The sequence below is a fragment of the Ktedonosporobacter rubrisoli genome, from assembly GCF_004208415.1.
GTDB lineage: Bacteria > Chloroflexota > Ktedonobacteria > Ktedonobacterales > Ktedonobacteraceae > Ktedonosporobacter > Ktedonosporobacter rubrisoli.
This window is the reverse complement of sequence record NZ_CP035758.1, coordinates 4,086,693-4,104,247: the sequence shown is the minus strand read 5'-3', so window position 1 is coordinate 4,104,247 and position 17,555 is coordinate 4,086,693. Positions and strand designations below refer to the sequence as shown.

The following is a 17,555-nucleotide window of genomic DNA, read 5'->3' as shown; positions in this document are numbered from 1 at the left end:
GTATAATCATATTAAGATTAATAGGTACACAGAAGTATTCGTTTTGTGTGTACATGAACCATGCAGCATTCTCGAAGTCATAAAGAGTTTCAGCTAAGAGGGCGGCGCTTATGTATTCTTCTTTACCCATTTCAGGCAAGCTCTCTATTAGCGCTATCTAAGATTCCTACATGCTATGGTGCATCTTCTCTCTAAGCTGCTCAACCTGGAAAAACGCTATTTACTAAAAGATGCATTGCTAGAGGAGCAGATAGAGACTGCCCTGGCATGAGTCCAGCAGAAGGGCATCATTGTGCGTAGGCGCCAAAGCCTTGATTAGAGATTGCCGCGGAGGGCTGGTATTTCTACACGCGTTAACTGTTGACCGAACTTCTATTTTTGTGATCGGCTAGATCCGGGGAAGTTTGCCTGTAGCCAGTGTCAATAATCTGTTTTTGATAACCCTACAGCGCTGCTGACCAGGAAAGGAGAGTTGTTTCCTTATGTCCATATCACTTAACCAGAAAGAGACATCGATAACCCGGCGACAGGCTCTGCAGTTGGTTCTGCTCACCAGTGGTAGTGTTGTTGCTGGCGATTGGCTGGCGGCGTGCGGCGGCAGCAATACACGTACTACTCAGCAATCAGGTGGCGTAGCGCCCACACCGCGTAATCAGACGGTGATCATCGATGGAGCAGGACAATTTAGCGTTTTCGATAGCTTTAATCCTTTTATTCCCAATGGTGAGCAATATGATGGCGGTCTTACGCAGGTTTGCTCAGAGTTTCTGTTCTATTACAATCTGGCAACCGGAGAAACAAAGCCCTGGCTGGCTAAGGAGTGGAAGTACAACGCTGATAACACTGAGCTCACGATTACGCTAAATCCGAAAGTTCACTGGAACGATGGGGTACCGTTTACCGCGAAGGATATCAAGTTTACCATCGAAATGCTGATGGGGAATTCGGCTCTGGCGGGAAGCGATACGTATCGGCAGGCCGTTAAGACTGTCGCGGCTCCCGATGATCATACGGTTGTATTTAGTTTAAAGCAGGGCAATCCCCGCTTCCATTACAATTTTGTTTGCGGGATTATCTGGGCGCAGCGCATCGTTCCCGCGCATATCTGGTCGAAGCAGGACCCGCTGAAATTCAAAGATAATCCCCCCGTTCGAACTGGTCCCTATAAGCTCGATCGCACATATCCGTCTCAATTCATGTTCATCTGGAAGAAAGATCCCAACTACTGGAATAAGGACGAGCTCGATCCTAAGCCTGAGTATGTGGTATATCGCACTGCGCCGGCCGCCGACTCCGAGGTTGAAGAATTTAAGCGCGCGCAGATCGACGTACCTGCGAATTCATTTGACTATACGCATGCCCTTGCCATCAAAAATAGCGGATATAAGAACATGGTAATCTCGACGAAGTTCCGCGATCCTGATCCCCGGGCCATTGCCATCAACTGTGATCCTTCCAAAGGTTTGCTCTCCGACCCGCGTATGCACTGGGCTATTTCTTATTTGATCAATCGTCAGCAGATTGGCGAGAGTGTCTGGCCAATTGCCACGCCTCCTGCTCAATTCCCCTGGGCTGACTATCAGAGCAATGCTAAATGGTCAGATAAGGCGATTGCCGCCAAGTATCAGTTTACTTATAATCCGCAGAAGGCAATAGAGTTGCTCAACGAAATGGGGACGGTGCTTGGCAGCGACGGGAAGCGTACATATAAGGGCCAGCCACTTCATTACGAGATCTCGACGTCCTCAAAGGTGGGTGATCCTGAGTATATCTATGGGCAGAAATTGGCGGAAGAGCTGAATAAGGTTGGAATTGATGCGACGGTCAGAGCCTACTCAGGAGCTGTCTGGTATGATCGGCTCTATCGGGGAAATTTCGACCTGGCTACCTGGTGGATAAATGGGGGAGTGCTTGATCCTAGTACGCTTTATGCGTACTTTGAGATAAGAAATACCAAGCCAATAGGACAGGACGCCAGTAGTGGGGGAAATATCTTCCGCGCTAAATATCAAGAGCTCAGCGATGCTGCCGGTAAGCTCGATACAATCGATCCAAATAGTCCAAATAGCGTGGCAGAATTTAACCAGACGCTTGAGGCTTATTACAAGTATCTTCCGTTTATCCCTATTTGTCAGGCTACTTATGCAACTGTCTTCAATAGCACCTATTGGGTGGGCTGGCCTACTGATGAGAATCTGTATCAGGTCCCTTCAAGCTGGTGGGGGCAGTTCTTATTTGTGCTTGGCAGCCTTAAGCCTACTGGCCAGGCCTGATAGTTTATGACTCGCCGGGAATGAATACTTACTAAGTACTTACGCTTCAGTCTCGCGCTTCCAAGATCTTCCTCCTGACTGGCTCTAGAGGATGCTCGATTGGGGCGCGTTGCTATCCTGGTGCCTTCTTCGGACATGCGGGCTCTCAGGTGCTCATTCCTCCGCTCTCTGAGAGCAACGTGGATTGCGGCCGCAAGAGCACTGCTGAGTTTCTACTATCTTAGCAGTGCTCTCCTGGCGTTGGTATGCTTGCAGAGGCCATCTTAGAGGCTGCGAGCTATCAAACTAATACCGCTAACTTATTGAAATCTTCCATATACTGTAAATAGAAGAGTAATAATGAGGATATAAGAACATGGGCAAGGAGCGTTTTAGTTGAAATTGGGGCTCTGCTAGCAAAATAAAAGGAGGATCTGATGATAGGGAGAGATGACATGAGTACTGCGACTCCGCAAGAAAACGAGAAACCTTGCAGGCAGTGTAAGCAGATAAAACCTCTTCTGGCTTTCTCGCGGCTGAAAGGGAAAGCCGATGGATATAAAGAGATTTGTGATGAGTGTCAGGGGTTTAACCAGCAGGAGCGCCATCGTCGTGTAGCGGCTCAGCGTGCAATGTGGCTGCAGGGGCAGGAACGAGAAGACAGAAGACAAATGGAGTGGGCCAGACGCGTGGCCCTCCGCCAGGCCCAGGAGACGCGCTGGCAAGAATTGGAGAACTGGTATCTTCAGCAACCAGACCGTCGTTGTAGGGCTTGTCAACAGCTCTTGCCCGCATCTGCCTTTGACAGCACTTCCTCTGCTAATGGTTTTGTGCTCTATACACGCTGCAAGGCCTGTCATGCACTATTGCTTGAACGCCGGCAAGTTGCTTGCTGCATGTGCCAGAAGAAAACACTTCGCGTTGACTTTATTTCCCAGCTCAAGGGCTATGCTTTGTGTGGTATGGGAACATCACTTTCTCTCTGTTGTAAGAGGTGCGAAGCAAGTTTTCTTGCGCTTCCAGAGCCTGAGCAACGTGTACTTATTCGTTCCTGTTGTGAGCGTACCTTTCCAATAGGCCAGGTTATCTATGCTGAGGTAGATCCTGAGACGCACGAGATTCGCTATGTTGGGCGTACAAGTAAGCCAAAACGTCGCCATGCTCAACATCTACTCGAAGCCGCTTCTGTAACAAACGGAGCCGATAGCAAAGTCTGCCATACGCGCAGTAGCTGGATACAAACCCTTGCGGAGCGAGGCCTTAAACCGTGCATGCGGATTATTCGAAGCGTCGAGGTAAGCCCTTACGTCGCAGAATGGGAACAGCGTTATATCTGGTATGGCATCCAACAAGGATGGAATTTGCTGAATTGCGAGGCCGCGAATGAAGCTTTAGTTGCTCGTATCAAGAACGCACATCTGGATTTCTTAAATGCGCCATTCGAGACACTTGTGCAACAGAATTTTTTTCCGGCATATGGGTTTGCCTACTTCCTCCGCACCTGGTATGAATCAGAGTATGTATCTTGATAAATTCACTTCTGGTTGCACTGCGTCTCTCAGCGCATTCCTGTAATCGACTCATATATAGTACTATTTTCTTTTCTCTTCCATAAGAGTGGCCATATTCAGCTTTATCTTGTATAACTTCTTTATGAGATTTAATGTCGCCTGACCCGGATTGCTGGCGAGATATTCCCAGGCTTGAGTGCCAGTTTCTGCTTCCAGAGAAGTGAGGCTAAGCCTGAAGCCTTAATTGCATATCTACGCTTGCTCCTGGAAGCAAGGTCAGCGTATTTGGATGAATACGGATAAAGAAGTATTAGACGAGCTAAAGATGATGAGAAAATTTAAGATGTCCCGGGCGTATATACGCTGGAAGCAATATATTAGCTCTCTTGTCGAGGGGGAGAACCTGGCTTTGTATTCTCATCAAGAGCTAACCGTGCCGGAGCAACAGGTAATAGCGAGTATCAAGCAGAACATTATGGAGCCTGGTCGTATTGCAGGTATTTTCCTTGTGCCTGCATTGTTCTGTAATACCCCCCCCATATCGAAGAATTAGTATATAGATATCTTTATATATTATGGCGCGTGGATGTTGGTTGTGAGGGCAGGAAGCATGGGCAGGTAGCGCCAATTATCTCCAAGTTTTGTCGCAACATAACCTCGAAGTATAGTACAGCAGCCCGATATAGGGAATTTATTGCTTCCCCAGGCAGGAATATCTACGCAGCTTTTGCGCTCATACAGCTATGTCTCAGGCTGTTTATTGCTAAGATAAACAAGGCATTTGCCGTTCCCCAAAAAATCTTTAAGCGCTCTTCCAGAGAAATATTCCGTTATTTTACATGCGCAAAGATCATAGATACGTACGTACAGACAAACGCACTTAAGGTTGAAATGTGCATTCCGGGTTGCCTGGCGGAGAATGAGACAGATGCGCTTGAGCTTGCGAGCTCTGTAGCAGAGAAGGAGAGAAGAAAAGGTAAAGACAGGCCAGCGCGGGAACAGCCAGAGCGCAGGCAACCGGAGCGCGAGCAGCCAGAACGCAAGCGTGAGGGCGATAAAGGAACAGAAAGGGTGAGGGAGCCAAAGCGAAAGAATAGCTTAGCTGTGTTTGCTGGAAGACCAGGTAATGTCTAGTTCAGCATCCTTTAAAGCAGATCGAGAAAAGATGATAGGTGCGCCCTCACCCTGCCTCTTTCCAGTATACTCGCATATCCAAATGACTGTCTTAAGCTTATCAACTAGAGATCTATGCGGGCTTCTGGTGAAGCGTTTGCCTCAAGATAGCAGCCTCCTCCGTCCGGCCCATGCTCTCCAAAAGAGCTACATATTTTTCTAACATTCGATTTACCTGCCCATGCTGAGGGCCAAAAGCTTGCAGGAGAATAGCAAAAGCCTGCTGGAATAATACTTCAGCCTCTTCGTAGTGATGTTCAGCGCTTAATAGCTCGGCCAGGCTACCCATGCTCAGGGCAGTATCGGGGTGTGCCAGGCCAGATACCCGTTTGCATATAGCTATAGCTTTTCGCAAGAGCGCTTCAGCCCGTTGTATATTTCCCATGTTCTGGTAAAGTTTGCCCAGATTATTGAGAACTGTCGCAATAAAGGGATGCTCTGTGCCCAGGCTCTGTTCATAGAGGTGTAGAGCACGCTGGTAGAGATTTTCGGCTTGCTGATAGTCCCTCTCTTTCTCGGCCAGAAAAGCTAGATTATTGAGGAAGAGAGCTGCATCGGGATGTTCAGAGCCCAGAGTTTGCTCGACAATACTCAAAGCACGGTGATAGAGGGCAGCAGCTTGCCGATAGTTGCCCTCTATCTCGTAGATATCAGCTAATTTATTGAGGCTATGCGCTGTCTCTGGATGCTGGTCTCCGTAAGCCTGTTGGCAAATGCTAAGAGCGCGCTGATAGAGCTCCTGGGCGCGGGAATAATTGCCCTGTTTCTCATTGAGAGCGCCCAATCCATCAAGTGGATGGATAAGATCAGGGTGATCAGGGGGTAGGCAACCTTCATATATGGTAAGCGCCTGTTGATAGGTGGCTTCAGCCTGTTGATACTGCCCCTGTCGATAGTAGACAAGGCCCAGATTGTTAAGCGTCCTGGCAATCTCCGAATGATCCACTTCCCTCATACTATTCTCAATAGCGAGTACGCGCCGATAGAAGTGCTCTGCCTGTTGATAGTGTCCCTGATTGGCATAGAGCATAGCCAGGTTATGCAGACTCTCAGCCGTTTTGAGATGATCCGAGTCCAGGGCCTGTTCGCGCAGTTTCAGAGCGCGCAAATGGAGTGTTTCAGCCTGCTGATAGCGAGCCTGGCGATAGCGTAGAAGGGCCAGAGAATTGAGTGTCTGAGCCATATCTAACGTTTCTGATTTCAGATGCTGCTCATAGAGATCTAAAGCCTGCGTAAGTGTGGCCTCAGCCTCGCTGTAGCATGCGTGCCGATAGCAATAAGTGCCCACGCGTTCTAGAAGCAGAGCTGCCTCTTTCAAAGTGAGCTGAAAATCGGCGATAAGTTTTGCACAGTTTTGCGCCTGGGGTAGGTAACGTTCGCAGGCAGCTTGAGTATCAAAGCGTATCTCTGGGAAGACGCGATTCACCATGCGTACAACCTGAATGGCCAATTGGCGTTGTTGTTCTTGGCTAAGGGTATCTTTAAGCACTATCTGGACGATGCGATGGATATACAGCATGGAGGTATCGGTGCGGCGCTGGATCAAGGAGAAGTTAAGCAACTCGGCCAGAGCCTGGTGCAAGTTCAGGGGATGGGCCGCAAGCGATTGCAGTGGTTCATCCAGCTCGTCGGCTCCTTTCACTAGCAATTCATCAGGGATAGCGTCGGGTTGCATAAAAGCCAGCAGGTGCAGCAAATCAAGGTTCGTGGCACGTTTCTGGGCGACCTTCTCAAAGGTCAGGGTCAGAGTAACCGTCACTGAATTTGTGTGGCCAACTCTATTCTTTCCTCTTTGGCCTAACAACGTCATTCGCTCCTTATGATAGAGCGTAAGGTAGGTTGTGAGACCGCAGCCAGTCTCTTCAAGATAGGCACCTGCCTGATCGAGGGCCAGGGGGAAACCATCCATCTCCCGTGCGATGGCGTTGGCTTCCTGTATGGCCTCGGCTGGTGCTTGATCGAGCTCTGCATCCACTGAAATAATTTTGGCCCGGCGCAGTAAGAATAGCACGCTATCCATAGAGGTCATCTTGGCGATGGGGAGCGCTGTAGCGAGTGTTCCCGTAGCCTGCGTGCGCGTTGTGAGCAAGACATGGCCGTTTCCCTGAGTGGGTGTGAGTAGGTCGAGAAGAGATATATCCTCGATCTGATCGAGAACGAGTAGCCAGTTGGGCTGAGATTGCAGCCAGCGCTTAACGGCTGCAAACAGTTGAGTTTCATTGAAGTGCTCCTTTTGTGGAAGCGAAATCAGATCGGCAAGCGCGCTAACTTCCGCACTCAGCCTCTTGCGAGAAGATGCATTGAGCCATAGTATGATTTGATACATTTCAAGCGAGCGATAGGTATATGCAAGCGCGACCTGAGTTTTACCCATGCCTCCTAGACCATTCAAGGCTAAAATGGGGATCTGAGGAGTTTTGGTGGAGGCGAAAGCTGAGGAAAGCGTAGCGAGAACCTTTTGCCGATCTGTAAAAAAGGTGTTGTATCTGTAGGGGATATAGTGCAGGGGCAATTGTGGAGATGGCATATCTGCGTGAGGCTTCAACGTTTGGTTAGCCAGTTCCTCAACTACTCGCCGTATCCCGCGCGCTACCTCGCTAAGTGCTTCATCGATATCTGACCAGCGGCTTACAGGTTTGCCATCTGGCGGGAGAGGGCTATATTGACTGAGGGGCAAAATCTTCCAATCAGCGGGGCGTAGGATTACAGGTATCAGGCGTTTTGTCCCAGACGCGCTCAGCTCAAGGGCCCGTTTTAGCTCAAGGCCATAGCAGCGCTCTGAGGCAAAAAATTCCGCACTGAGGAGTAAAACAATAATATCCGCAGCCTTGAGCTGAGCTTCCATGAACTGAGTAATGTTGCTGCCTGCGCAAATCGCACTATCGTAGAATTCATCGATAAGCTGTTCGCGTTTTAAAATGCTCAGGTGAGCCATGAGCTGATCGAAAAGGTTTTTGTCGCGGGGAGCGGAGGTAGCATAAGAGAAAAAGATCTTGATGGCCCTGGATAGTGGTGAGAACGACATTACAGGCCTCGCTCTGACTGCTCAAAGGAGTTGTGTATAAAGATGTTTCAAGTGTAGCGCGAAAAAGGATATTCTTAAAGAATTTTATCCTTTTCTTTATTTTAGCATAGAGGGCTAGATTTGTATAGGAGAATGAAGTTAGAGCCTGGAGCAAGAGAAAACGTTTTTTAAGTTTACTTAGACTTCTGGTGTTCTGGAGCAAAATTATGGTACAATTGCAACATGATTTTTCGCATTATGGAAAGTTAGATCAATGGGAAAACTGAAAGAAGTAGATGCGCGGAACATCTCTACGCAGAAAGAGGGTGTTTCGCCAGGCTCAGTACAGTCTGTTGAGAGGGCTCTTGAGCTACTAGAATGTCTGGCGCACTCTTCAGCTTGGGTAGGAATCAGTGAGCTTAGCCATGCGACCGGCCAGCCCGTAGGCACAATTCATCGACTCCTCATGACCTTAGTCGCTCGCGAATATGTAGTCCGCGATAATCGTACGCGACGCTATGCATTGGGACCAGCTTTCCGTCGTTTGGCCAGCACCGATCTACAGACGCCTGACTGGGTGAAGATAGGAAATCCCCATCTGCGCGAGCTAGTAGAGATCAGTGGAGAAACTGCGAACCTGGTTGTTAAGGAAGGGAACCGCGCTGTCTATGTTGCCCAGGCACAGCCCATGCGAACCGTGCGTATGTTCACCGAGCTCGGCAATCGCGTATTTCTGCATTGTACCGGATGTGGCAAGGTGTTATTGGCTTACCAACCAGAAAGTGTGATAGCGGCTATTATTGCTGAGACGGGTTTACCGCGCTCCACTGAAGTAACAATTACCGATCCCGGCCAACTTCAGCAGGAGCTAGATTTGATTCGCCAGCGAGGCTATGCGCTTGATAATGGCGAGCAAGAGGAAGGTGTGCGCTGTCTGGCTGTACCAGTTTATAGTCTGCAAGGCAGAGTGGTAGCTGCTCTCAGCGTGTCAGGACCGGGAAGCCGTTTAGATAGCAGACGTATCCCAGGCCTTCTTCCTCACCTCAAGCGTATTAGTGCCAGTATCTCCAGCGTTCTAGCGGCTTCGCAGGAAAGAGGGGAAAATCGTTAGGCGCTTATGCCACCTGCGATGCAGAGAGCTTGGATACGTGCTGGCTTACCCGGAAGGATGCTGCCATCCTCCCAGGTAAGGATATCCTGACTGAGCAATAAAGGCTAGCCTGTAATGAACGTACGCCCAACGGCCCTGGCCACAGCCTGCGCCTCTGGCATCAGACTCTGGAATTGATCAAGGGTGAGAGATTGGGCTCCATCCTTCAAGGCCTCATCAGGATTAGGGTGTACTTCAATAAGGAGCGCATCTGTACCAGCTGCAATTGAGGCCAGGCTCATCGGACCAACGAGGTCGCGACGACCTGTGCCCTGGCTTGGGTCGGAGATAATGGGAAGGTGCGACAAACGCTCGATGAGTGGGAAGGCGCTAATATCCATTGTATTGCGCGTGGCCTTTTCAAAGGTACGAATGCCGCGCTCACATAGAATAACATTTGGATTGCCCTGGGAGAGAACATACTCAGCGGCCAGCAGCCATTCCTCAAATGTGGCAGACATACCGCGCTTAAGCACAACTGGCTTCTGGGTACGCCCAACAGCATCGAGCAACATATAATTTTGCATATTGCGTGTGCCGATTTGTAGGATATCGGCGTACTCGCAGACCAGAGGCACATCGGTTGGCGTCATGACTTCAGTGATCACAGCCATACCAAAGGTAGCGCGGGCTTTGGCAAGAAGCTTCAAGCCATCTTCACCAAGGCCGCGGAAGCCATAAGGAGAGGTTGAAGGCTTGAAGGCACCGCCGCGCAGGATGACGGCTCCTTCTTTGCGTACAGCTTCGGCCGTCGTCATGAGCTGCTTCTCGGTTTCGACTGTACAGGGGCCCGCCATCATGATGACAGCGTTCCCGCCGATATGGACTACACCCTCGGAGACGCAGGCGGTTGGAACATCCACAATGGTATCTTCTGGGTGAAATTCGCGGCTGGCAAGCTTATATGGCTTGGAGACGCGCAGGACGGATTCAACTCCGGGCAAGCTTTCAAGGTTTTCGCCTAATGTAGGATTAATACCTCCTAGACCTCCGGGGGCGCCCGAAGGACCGACGCTTCCAAGAACACCAATTATTGTGCGCTCTGCTCCAACAGAGGGGTGGCCGGTCAGGCCCTGATTTTTGAGGAACGTTAATACATGTTCGATGTTTTCGTCGCTACAGTTTGAGCGCATTACGACAATCATGAAAAGTGACTCCTTCAAAACAAAATGGAAGAGGGCTTAACGTATGCCTCGTTGCCAACACTAAGGCCCATCGTGACCACTTTGTCATGATTGTCGATGCCTGTCGGTTGATGATCCCAGACAATTGGGATATGCATAACATTTAGCTAGAACTCTGCCCCAAGGTCGGGACGTAGCTGTACCGCTTCTCGCAGATAGACATGCTGTATCTCTTCTGCACTCTTTGCTGTATTGACATGCAGGAGAATACGGATGCACTTACTCAGGCTCCCTGGCACAGGAATCTCGCACGTATTTAAGAGCGCAACCGAAGTCCAGCCGAGCTGGCGCGCTGCAAGAGCCGGAAATACTGCATTCAAGTCATCTGTGACACTGAAAATAGCGCTAGCGACATCTTCTGCGCACAAATTATTTCGCTCTATTATTAATTGTAACAGCTCGGTGGTAGCCGCCAACATTTCCTCACGGCTGTTGCATTCTACTGTGGTCGCTCCTCTGATCCCACGACAGTATGTCACAACTATCTTACCCCTTTCAATAGAAATATCCGATTGAGTGTATGCCGCTGGGCAGACGTGCCTCTATTGTAAAGGATGAAGGCAAGTATATCTACCAGTCTCTTGTTTACGTGCTCATTTCTGTTCCACTCCAGTGGGACGATAGCCTCTCTTTATGGGCTTTCCCATTATGTATGCGCACTGGAGCTTAAATCTATTTTCTGGCAGCTTGCTGAATTGGGTCCTGTATGGAATTGCCCAACTTAGGTATTGGATGATACAAGATGTCTTAGATAATAGTCCAGCCGGCGATATCGAGCTGTGAGCCTGGATCAACATTGTTCTTACCGTCGGCCGCAATGACTGTGGGAGTGCCTCCACGCAGAGAGCCGATAAAAAGCCTATCTTCGCCTAAAGCCTGCGGGGAGCCTGTTTTGAAAGCATACATACTGCCATCTCTCGCAAGATTGGACCAGGGATATTGGGAAAATCTGTTGAATGTACAGACACCAGATGACTCGACAGCTAGCTGTCGCAAGCCGCTCCCATCTGCATTGATTTTCCAGATGCCATTCTGATTGTTATAAAGGTCATCATTGCCTACCAGGAACAAGAGGCTGGAAGAAGTGATCGCACGCACTCTGGTAATTGCCAGTACGCTGCTAGTGAAAATAGGGGAGGCTTTATTCCAGTTAAAGCTCTCAGTATTCTGCTTTATACTGGCAATAGTGCTTGGCCCTGCATTGGGCGTACACGCGCCACTGCAATCTCTCTGGCCTGAGCCGCTGCAGTGACCTATGAAGATGGTCCTCATGTCTGGGCTGAAGTCAAGATCAGAGCAAGCTGCGGGTAACTGTATCTCGGCTGGAAGATTGGGGTCAGCAGATGGTAGAGGATTATTGAGCATAAGCTGAACCAGCTTAGATTGCGCGGCAGCATTATCCTGATCCGGTGTACCATTGTCGAGCAAATAAAGATCCTGATTATTTAGCCAGGTAACAGGCTGGTAGGAATGCCGGGAACTGAACTTTTGCAGGATTTCTCCTGTCGCAATATTGAGCGTGATCAGGGTAGAGCCATCAGCGAAAAATAGACTCCAATCCTTCTCTAGACTTGCTCCAGGTGAAGCAAGAAGATTCTGTAAGGAGGCTTCGGTGGATGACGAACAGTAGAGAGTTTGTAGGCCCTGCCCATCAACGCGCACGAGTTGAATGCGTGACCGCGTGGGAGTTGGCAATGTTCCTGCACTGTCGTTATAGGTTGAGAAGATTATCCACTGTCCATCGCTAGATACCTGGGCATTGGTAATCAGCTCAGGTATTGTGATGATAGGATGTGCCAGGCTTTTGACGATATCGAAACTCATGATGGTGCCGTGTGCTCGGCCCACCTGATCATAGAATGAGGAAGCGTAGATGATAGCGTTATGCCCTTGTGCCTGGTAGGGGGCCAGAACGGCGGCACGAGCTTTGCCTGCCGGGGGGCAGTTAGTCTGGGTTGCTGGCATTGGTACGGTAGCAGCCGGTTGCCATGATGGAGGAAGCATAGTTGATAGTGCATTCGTCTTTGGAAAGAAAATGCTTGGGAAGCCTATGCTTGCGAAACTTAGAGCAGCTAGCACACAGATTGTCAGTAAGCCATAGAGTAAAAAGGAAATACGATTTTTGCGCGTCGGGAGAGAGGTATTCTGTTCTCCGTAAGGTATGGATTCTTTAAGCTTGTTCGGAAGTAGTTTAGAGACATTGCTGCTTGAAGGATGAGGCTGCTGTCCATGTGTTGTGGAGTATGCGGCAGCCGCTTGCTGCTCTGGCGGCAAGGGAATAGTTGCGTTTGGGTCAATAGGGGAAGTATGGCTCTCTAGAGGTGGAAAAAGGGCTTCAAAAGAAGGATGATCGATCTCTAATGGGGCTATAGCACGTAATGCTTGTGAAAAGTCTGCCGCACTCTGGTAACGTTGGGTTGCATCTTTTTGTAGTGCGTGCATAACGGCTGCAGCAAGCTGAGATGGAATATGTGCGTTAAGCTCAACTATGGGACGAGGCGACTCGTAAAGCTGCTTGTAAAGAATTGTCAGAGCCCGGTTCTGCGTCTCAGTTGCATAGGGAAGCTGGCCTGTAAGCATCTCATAGAGCACCAGCCCTAGACTATAGATATCGCTTTGGGGCTGTACTTGCCCACGTATTTGTTCGGGAGCCATGTAATTAGGTGTGCCCATGAGGAGCCCATTCGAAAGCGGGAGCTGGTTATTCATGGCGAAGCCGGGTACAGGAACTTTGTCGGTGTTGTGCGTGACCATCTCTTTAACCAGGCCGAAATCGGCAAGTACTGGCACCTGATTATTCTTGAAGAGAATGTTACCTGGCTTAATGTCTCGATGAATTAGGCCGCGATCGTGGGCGTAATGAAGTGCATCCAGTAATGGGAAAATGATCTGAAGGGCCTCTGTAATAGGCAAGGTGCCTCGCTCCTTGAGCAGCTGCTTTAAAGATCCCCCGGCCAGATAGGGCATGACCAGGTAAGCGAGGTGGTCTTGCTCGCCATAGTCGTGGACTAGTAAAATATTAGGATGGTCCAGACGGGCGACGACCTGGGCCTCATGGGTAAACCGCTGGAAAAATTCGCTGCTATGTTGCTGATCACCCTGTTCCTGGAAGACTTTAATCGCTACTTCGCGCCGTAGATGAATATCCCTTGCGAGATAAACAGTCGCCATGCCTCCGCGTTCGATAGGCTGAATGATATGATAGTGTCCTATCTGCTGCCCTGTCAGATCTTGTATCAATGAACCCTCTTCTCAATTATTTATTTGCATATGTAAAGCCCAATAGTAGAAACGCAATTTGGGCGGGATAAGTTACTTTTAGCCTTTTATCCCACCTGCTCTAAGGCCCTAAAAGAGGAAATCAGGGACCTGGCGCTCAGATTGCAAATCGCCTGGGGCATGCAAGCCGATATTGGTCATCAGGGAGCCTTATGCTGGCCGCGAGGCATTGGCGCCCGGCCTGCAGGTTGCTCAGGTTGTGGTCCTGGCTGTATAGGTGGAATAGGGCGGGAGAGTGGGTTATTGAGCGAGAGCTGTATCTCTTCGCCATGATGCCATGTTTGCAGGGGAGAGCCAGAGAGCAAATAGTAAGTAGCCTCTGTCTCTCTTACTTCAATGCGCAAGCGGCGATCCCTGAATAAGATATAGAAAGCCAGGCGTGAAATGCCCTTTGGGAGTCGTGGCGAGAAAGAGATCTTGCTATTTTGTGTGCGCATGCCGCCAAATCCAGCAACTAGAGCTATCCAGCTTCCGGCTAGCGAGGCAATATGGAGCCCATCGCGTGTGTTATGCTCAAGATCGTCGATATCCATGAGCGCAGCCTCGCCAAGATAGTCGTAGGCAAGCTGGAGCTGCCCTACTTCGGCAGCCAGCACGGCTTGTGTAGCCGCTGATAGTGAGGAATCGCGTACTGTGAGCGCCTCGTAATAGGCAAAGTTACGGGCTTTCTGCTCGGCTGTAAATGCGTTGCTGTGAAGCTGCATAGCAAGCACAAGATCGGCCTGTTTGATGACTTGCTTGCGGTAGAGATCAAAATAAGGGAAATGTAGAAACAAGGGATATTGCTCCGGACTGGTAGCGGCGAAGTTCCAGACCTCATGGTCAGTGAAGGCATCATCTTGTGGAGTTACGCCCAGGCCCTCATCGTAGGGGATAAGCATGCAATTGGCCGCCTTGAGCCAGCTGTTAGTTTCATCGGCATCTACTCCCAGCGCTTGGGCAGCTTCGGGATGGCGCTTGACCGCCTCTGCTGCCGCGCGCAAGTTGTGCTGTGCCATGAGGTTTGTATACACGTTGTTATCGGCAATCGCACTGTACTCATCAGGGCCGGTAACCCCATCAATGCGGAAGCGACCTAGCGTGTCTTCATAGCCAATTGAGCGCCACAAGCGTGCGGTCTCGACGAGCAGAGCAAGGCCAGTTTCTTCTTCAAACGTGTTATCTCCTGTGGCCCCAACATAGCTGGTTACCGCGTGGGCGATATCCGCATTGATATGGAAGGCGGCAGTGCTTGCGGGCCAATATCCTGAGCCTTCTTCGCCAGTAATAGTGCGCCAGGGGAAGGCTGCGCCGCGAAAACCAAGCTGGTGAGCGCGTGCTCTTGCCTTCTCAAGAATCGAGTAGCGCCAGCGCAATACATCGGCAGAAGCGGAAGGTTGGGTTAGCGTGAGCACTGGCAGCACAAATGTCTCTGTATCCCAGAAAGCATGGCCATCATAGCCAGGCCCCGTTAACCCCTTGGCTGGAATGGGGCGACGTTCTCCGCGTGCACCAGCTTGCAAGACATGGAAGAGGGCGAAGCGAACTGCTTGTTGAATTTGTGGATCTCCCTCAAGCTCGACGTCTGCGTGTGACCAGAAGTCATCAAGATAGGTGCGCTGCTCAGCAAGCAGCCCCTCCCAGCCAGTCAGGCGTGCTGATGATAGGGCGGCCATGACCTGATCGTGGATAGCCGGTCGTGAGCGCAGGCTAGACCAACCATAGGCGAGAAACTTAATAATTCGCAAATGCTCTCCCGGCTTCAAATAGGCTGTAATAGTCACGCGGGCAATATCTGGAGAACTTTCGGGTTCAACCGTCATCTCCTCAGGTCCTTCGATATTGTGTTCCATTGCCGCTCCCATGCGCAGACCGCTGACACGTGTGTGATGGATCAGGAGTCCAAACGTTTCTCGGGTCTGGTGCTCCTCGCTTACAAGAGGAGAAGAGAGCGTATTGGAAGCTCTAGGGTCCTGGCTGCGGTTGGGGAGTTCCTCATTGGCCACTAGTTCCGATTGAAGCACAATGCGTGCGGGTCCATCGATTGGTTCAACCTCATAACTAATTGCGGCAATGGCGCGCTGCGTGAATGAGACGAGGCGTACAGAAGAGACTTTGATCGTACGCCCTACTGGTGAGGTCCAAAGAACGTTGCGTCGAAGTACTCCGTTGCGTAGATCAAGAATCCGCTCGTGTTCATGTAGCGTGCCATAGCGTACATCGAAAGGTTCGTCGTCGACCTGTAGACGGATGAGCTTGCCGTTGGTGACATTGATAATGGTCTGTCCAGACTCGGGATAACCGTAGGCTACTTCCGCGTAGGGCAAGGGATAAAACTCGTAGAAAGAATTGAGATATGTGCCAGGAAGGCCATGTGGCTCCCCTTCATCGAAGTTGCCCCGCAATCCAATGTGTCCGTTAGAGAGGGCAAAAATAGATTCCGTCTGGGCCAGAACATCGAGATGTAAGTCAGTCTCGTGGACGTTCCAATCCTCAACTGTAAAGGCAGGATGCTCGATCATGGTTATTTCCTCCGTTTTGCACTACCTACGCGTTGATATATGTGCAGTAACCTGATGGTGTCTATTTGGGGTCAGTACAGCAATATTCTCTGCTGAAGAACAGTACTTGCACCTTCAGCAGAGAGACGATCGCTATGTTACTTACTACATATTAGTATAATATATAAATTAAATCCCCATAGAGTTAGCAGAACTACTTAGCATAGAGTACACGATTGCTCTTCTCATCAGGTTTCATGAAAGTCCTGCAGCGAGAGCAGGGGATTACCTTCACGCTATCGCTTTCGGCGTTGCTCCCCTTCCACAGTGAATGCATGGGCCTCGTCGGCGATAGTAGTAGGCAATCGTTGCCAGGCCAAGCAGTATGCCCCAAGGAATCCAGAGCAGCATTGGTCCTATGGTACCCAAGATTATGTTTGGATCGAGCTGTATAACATCGGGCGGACTGAGGTGAAGTGTGACTACACAGAAAGAGAAAGTAAAGATAAGACCGGCAGCCGTGGCGGCAATGGCTACCAGGGAAGCCGGGATTACAGCCAGAAGGATGGGGACGCGCTTGCCTCTGATGAAGGGAAACCAGCGTGGAAATCTCTCTCCCCAGGGCTGGATCAAACCTAATGTCAGGAGGCCACCACCCGCGCAGACGGCTCCAAAGACCAGGGCAGTGAGGCTAAACTGAGTATTGAACTGCTGCATGTAGGTGGGATTGGCACCGATAGGGATGCCGAAGGCCTGGCCCCAACGAAAGATAGTATAGGGCAAAGGTGCTAGTGCGGCGAGATAAGTGAGCAAACTTCCCCAACGTACAAGAATAAATTCCTGGGATTCTGAACTCCTGCCGCAATATTCGCAGGCCTGGCGAGTTCGGCGCTGATAGGCAAGGGCTGTAAAGCCCCAACAAAAGGCGCCAATAATACAGATGACTTGATTGGTGAGCGGCCAGCTCCAGCCAAATTCTCCTCTAAAGACATAGGCCATCGTTGAAATAAGATCAATATCTGGCACAAAGAGGAGAAGCGCGGCGGCCATGCCCCAGGCGTAAAGCGGAAGCAAGCGACGCAGAATGCTTTTGCTCCTGCCCTGTTGCATGGCAATGCTGGCGAATATACCCAGCAGGCAGAGCCCGACGAATAGGGCAGCACCAAGCTCTCTTGGTAGGTAAGTAATCATTGCCGAGAACAGACCAAGATTTGCCTGGTGCTTGAAGGGGTAGCCGTCTCCCCCGAACAGCCAGTAGAGGTGAGCAGCTCCATAGAGCAAGGACCAGAGGCCGGCCAGGGATGCTATCAAGCCCGGCCAGCGTGGTAGTGAACCCGGGTTTATGCTATGGGTATTTGCTTCCATCAAGTTAGTCCTTTCCTGCTTGAAGGGCAATCTTGTCTTCACTTTGTATTGTAGAGGTACCTGTGTCTCATAAAAGATAGAAACTTGTCGCAATTGTGTCAATGGCTGGATTAAAGCCAGGCCCTGACAGGCTGAATTTTTGAATAGTAATAGCAGC

General features: G+C 50.2%; 9 protein-coding genes. 3 read left to right on the top strand and 6 right to left on the bottom strand.

Annotated features, from left to right (window positions below; translation table 11 throughout):
• The first annotated feature begins 482 nt into the window (after nt 1-482).
• Entirely contained in the window at nt 483-2,273 is a 1,791-nt protein-coding gene (locus tag EPA93_RS18115; protein ID WP_129888857.1) for an ABC transporter substrate-binding protein, read from the top strand.
• Between the two features lie 434 nt (nt 2,274-2,707).
• Nucleotides 2,708-3,781: a hypothetical protein gene (locus EPA93_RS18110; protein ID WP_129888856.1), complete on the top strand. Its 1,074-nt coding sequence runs from the start codon at nt 2,708-2,710 to the stop codon at nt 3,779-3,781.
• 1,228 nt (nt 3,782-5,009) lie between these two features.
• On the opposite strand, the gene EPA93_RS18105 is transcribed toward EPA93_RS18110, so the two are convergent.
• A complete protein-coding gene (locus EPA93_RS18105; RefSeq protein ID WP_129888855.1) occupies nt 5,010-7,961 on the bottom strand; it encodes a tetratricopeptide repeat protein in 2,952 nt (983 codons plus the stop codon).
• 253 nt (nt 7,962-8,214) lie between these two features.
• Here EPA93_RS18105 and EPA93_RS18100 point away from each other — a divergent pair, with 253 nt between their 5' ends.
• Nucleotides 8,215-9,051, top strand: coding sequence for an IclR family transcriptional regulator (locus EPA93_RS18100; protein ID WP_129888854.1), 837 nt, complete (start codon nt 8,215-8,217; stop codon nt 9,049-9,051).
• Between the two features lie 104 nt (nt 9,052-9,155).
• On the opposite strand, the gene aroF is transcribed toward EPA93_RS18100, so the two are convergent.
• From aroF to EPA93_RS18075, 5 genes are all read right to left on the bottom strand, one after another.
• Nucleotides 9,156-10,235: a 3-deoxy-7-phosphoheptulonate synthase gene (aroF, locus tag EPA93_RS18095; protein ID WP_129888853.1), complete on the bottom strand. Its 1,080-nt coding sequence runs from the start codon at nt 10,233-10,235 to the stop codon at nt 9,156-9,158.
• Nucleotides 10,236-10,381: 146 nt separating this feature from the next.
• Nucleotides 10,382-10,753: a chorismate mutase gene (gene aroH / locus EPA93_RS18090; RefSeq protein ID WP_129888852.1), complete on the bottom strand. Its 372-nt coding sequence runs from the start codon at nt 10,751-10,753 to the stop codon at nt 10,382-10,384.
• Between the two features lie 268 nt (nt 10,754-11,021).
• A complete protein-coding gene (locus EPA93_RS18085) occupies nt 11,022-13,514 on the bottom strand; it encodes a serine/threonine protein kinase (protein WP_129888851.1) in 2,493 nt (830 codons plus the stop codon).
• 179 nt (nt 13,515-13,693) lie between these two features.
• On the bottom strand, nt 13,694-16,054 hold the full coding sequence (locus EPA93_RS18080; RefSeq protein ID WP_129888850.1) for a glycoside hydrolase family 65 protein: 2,361 nt from the start codon (nt 16,052-16,054) through the stop codon (nt 13,694-13,696).
• 270 nt (nt 16,055-16,324) lie between these two features.
• On the bottom strand, nt 16,325-17,398 hold the full coding sequence (locus EPA93_RS18075; protein WP_129888849.1) for a hypothetical protein: 1,074 nt from the start codon (nt 17,396-17,398) through the stop codon (nt 16,325-16,327).
• Nucleotides 17,399-17,555 lie beyond the last annotated feature (157 nt).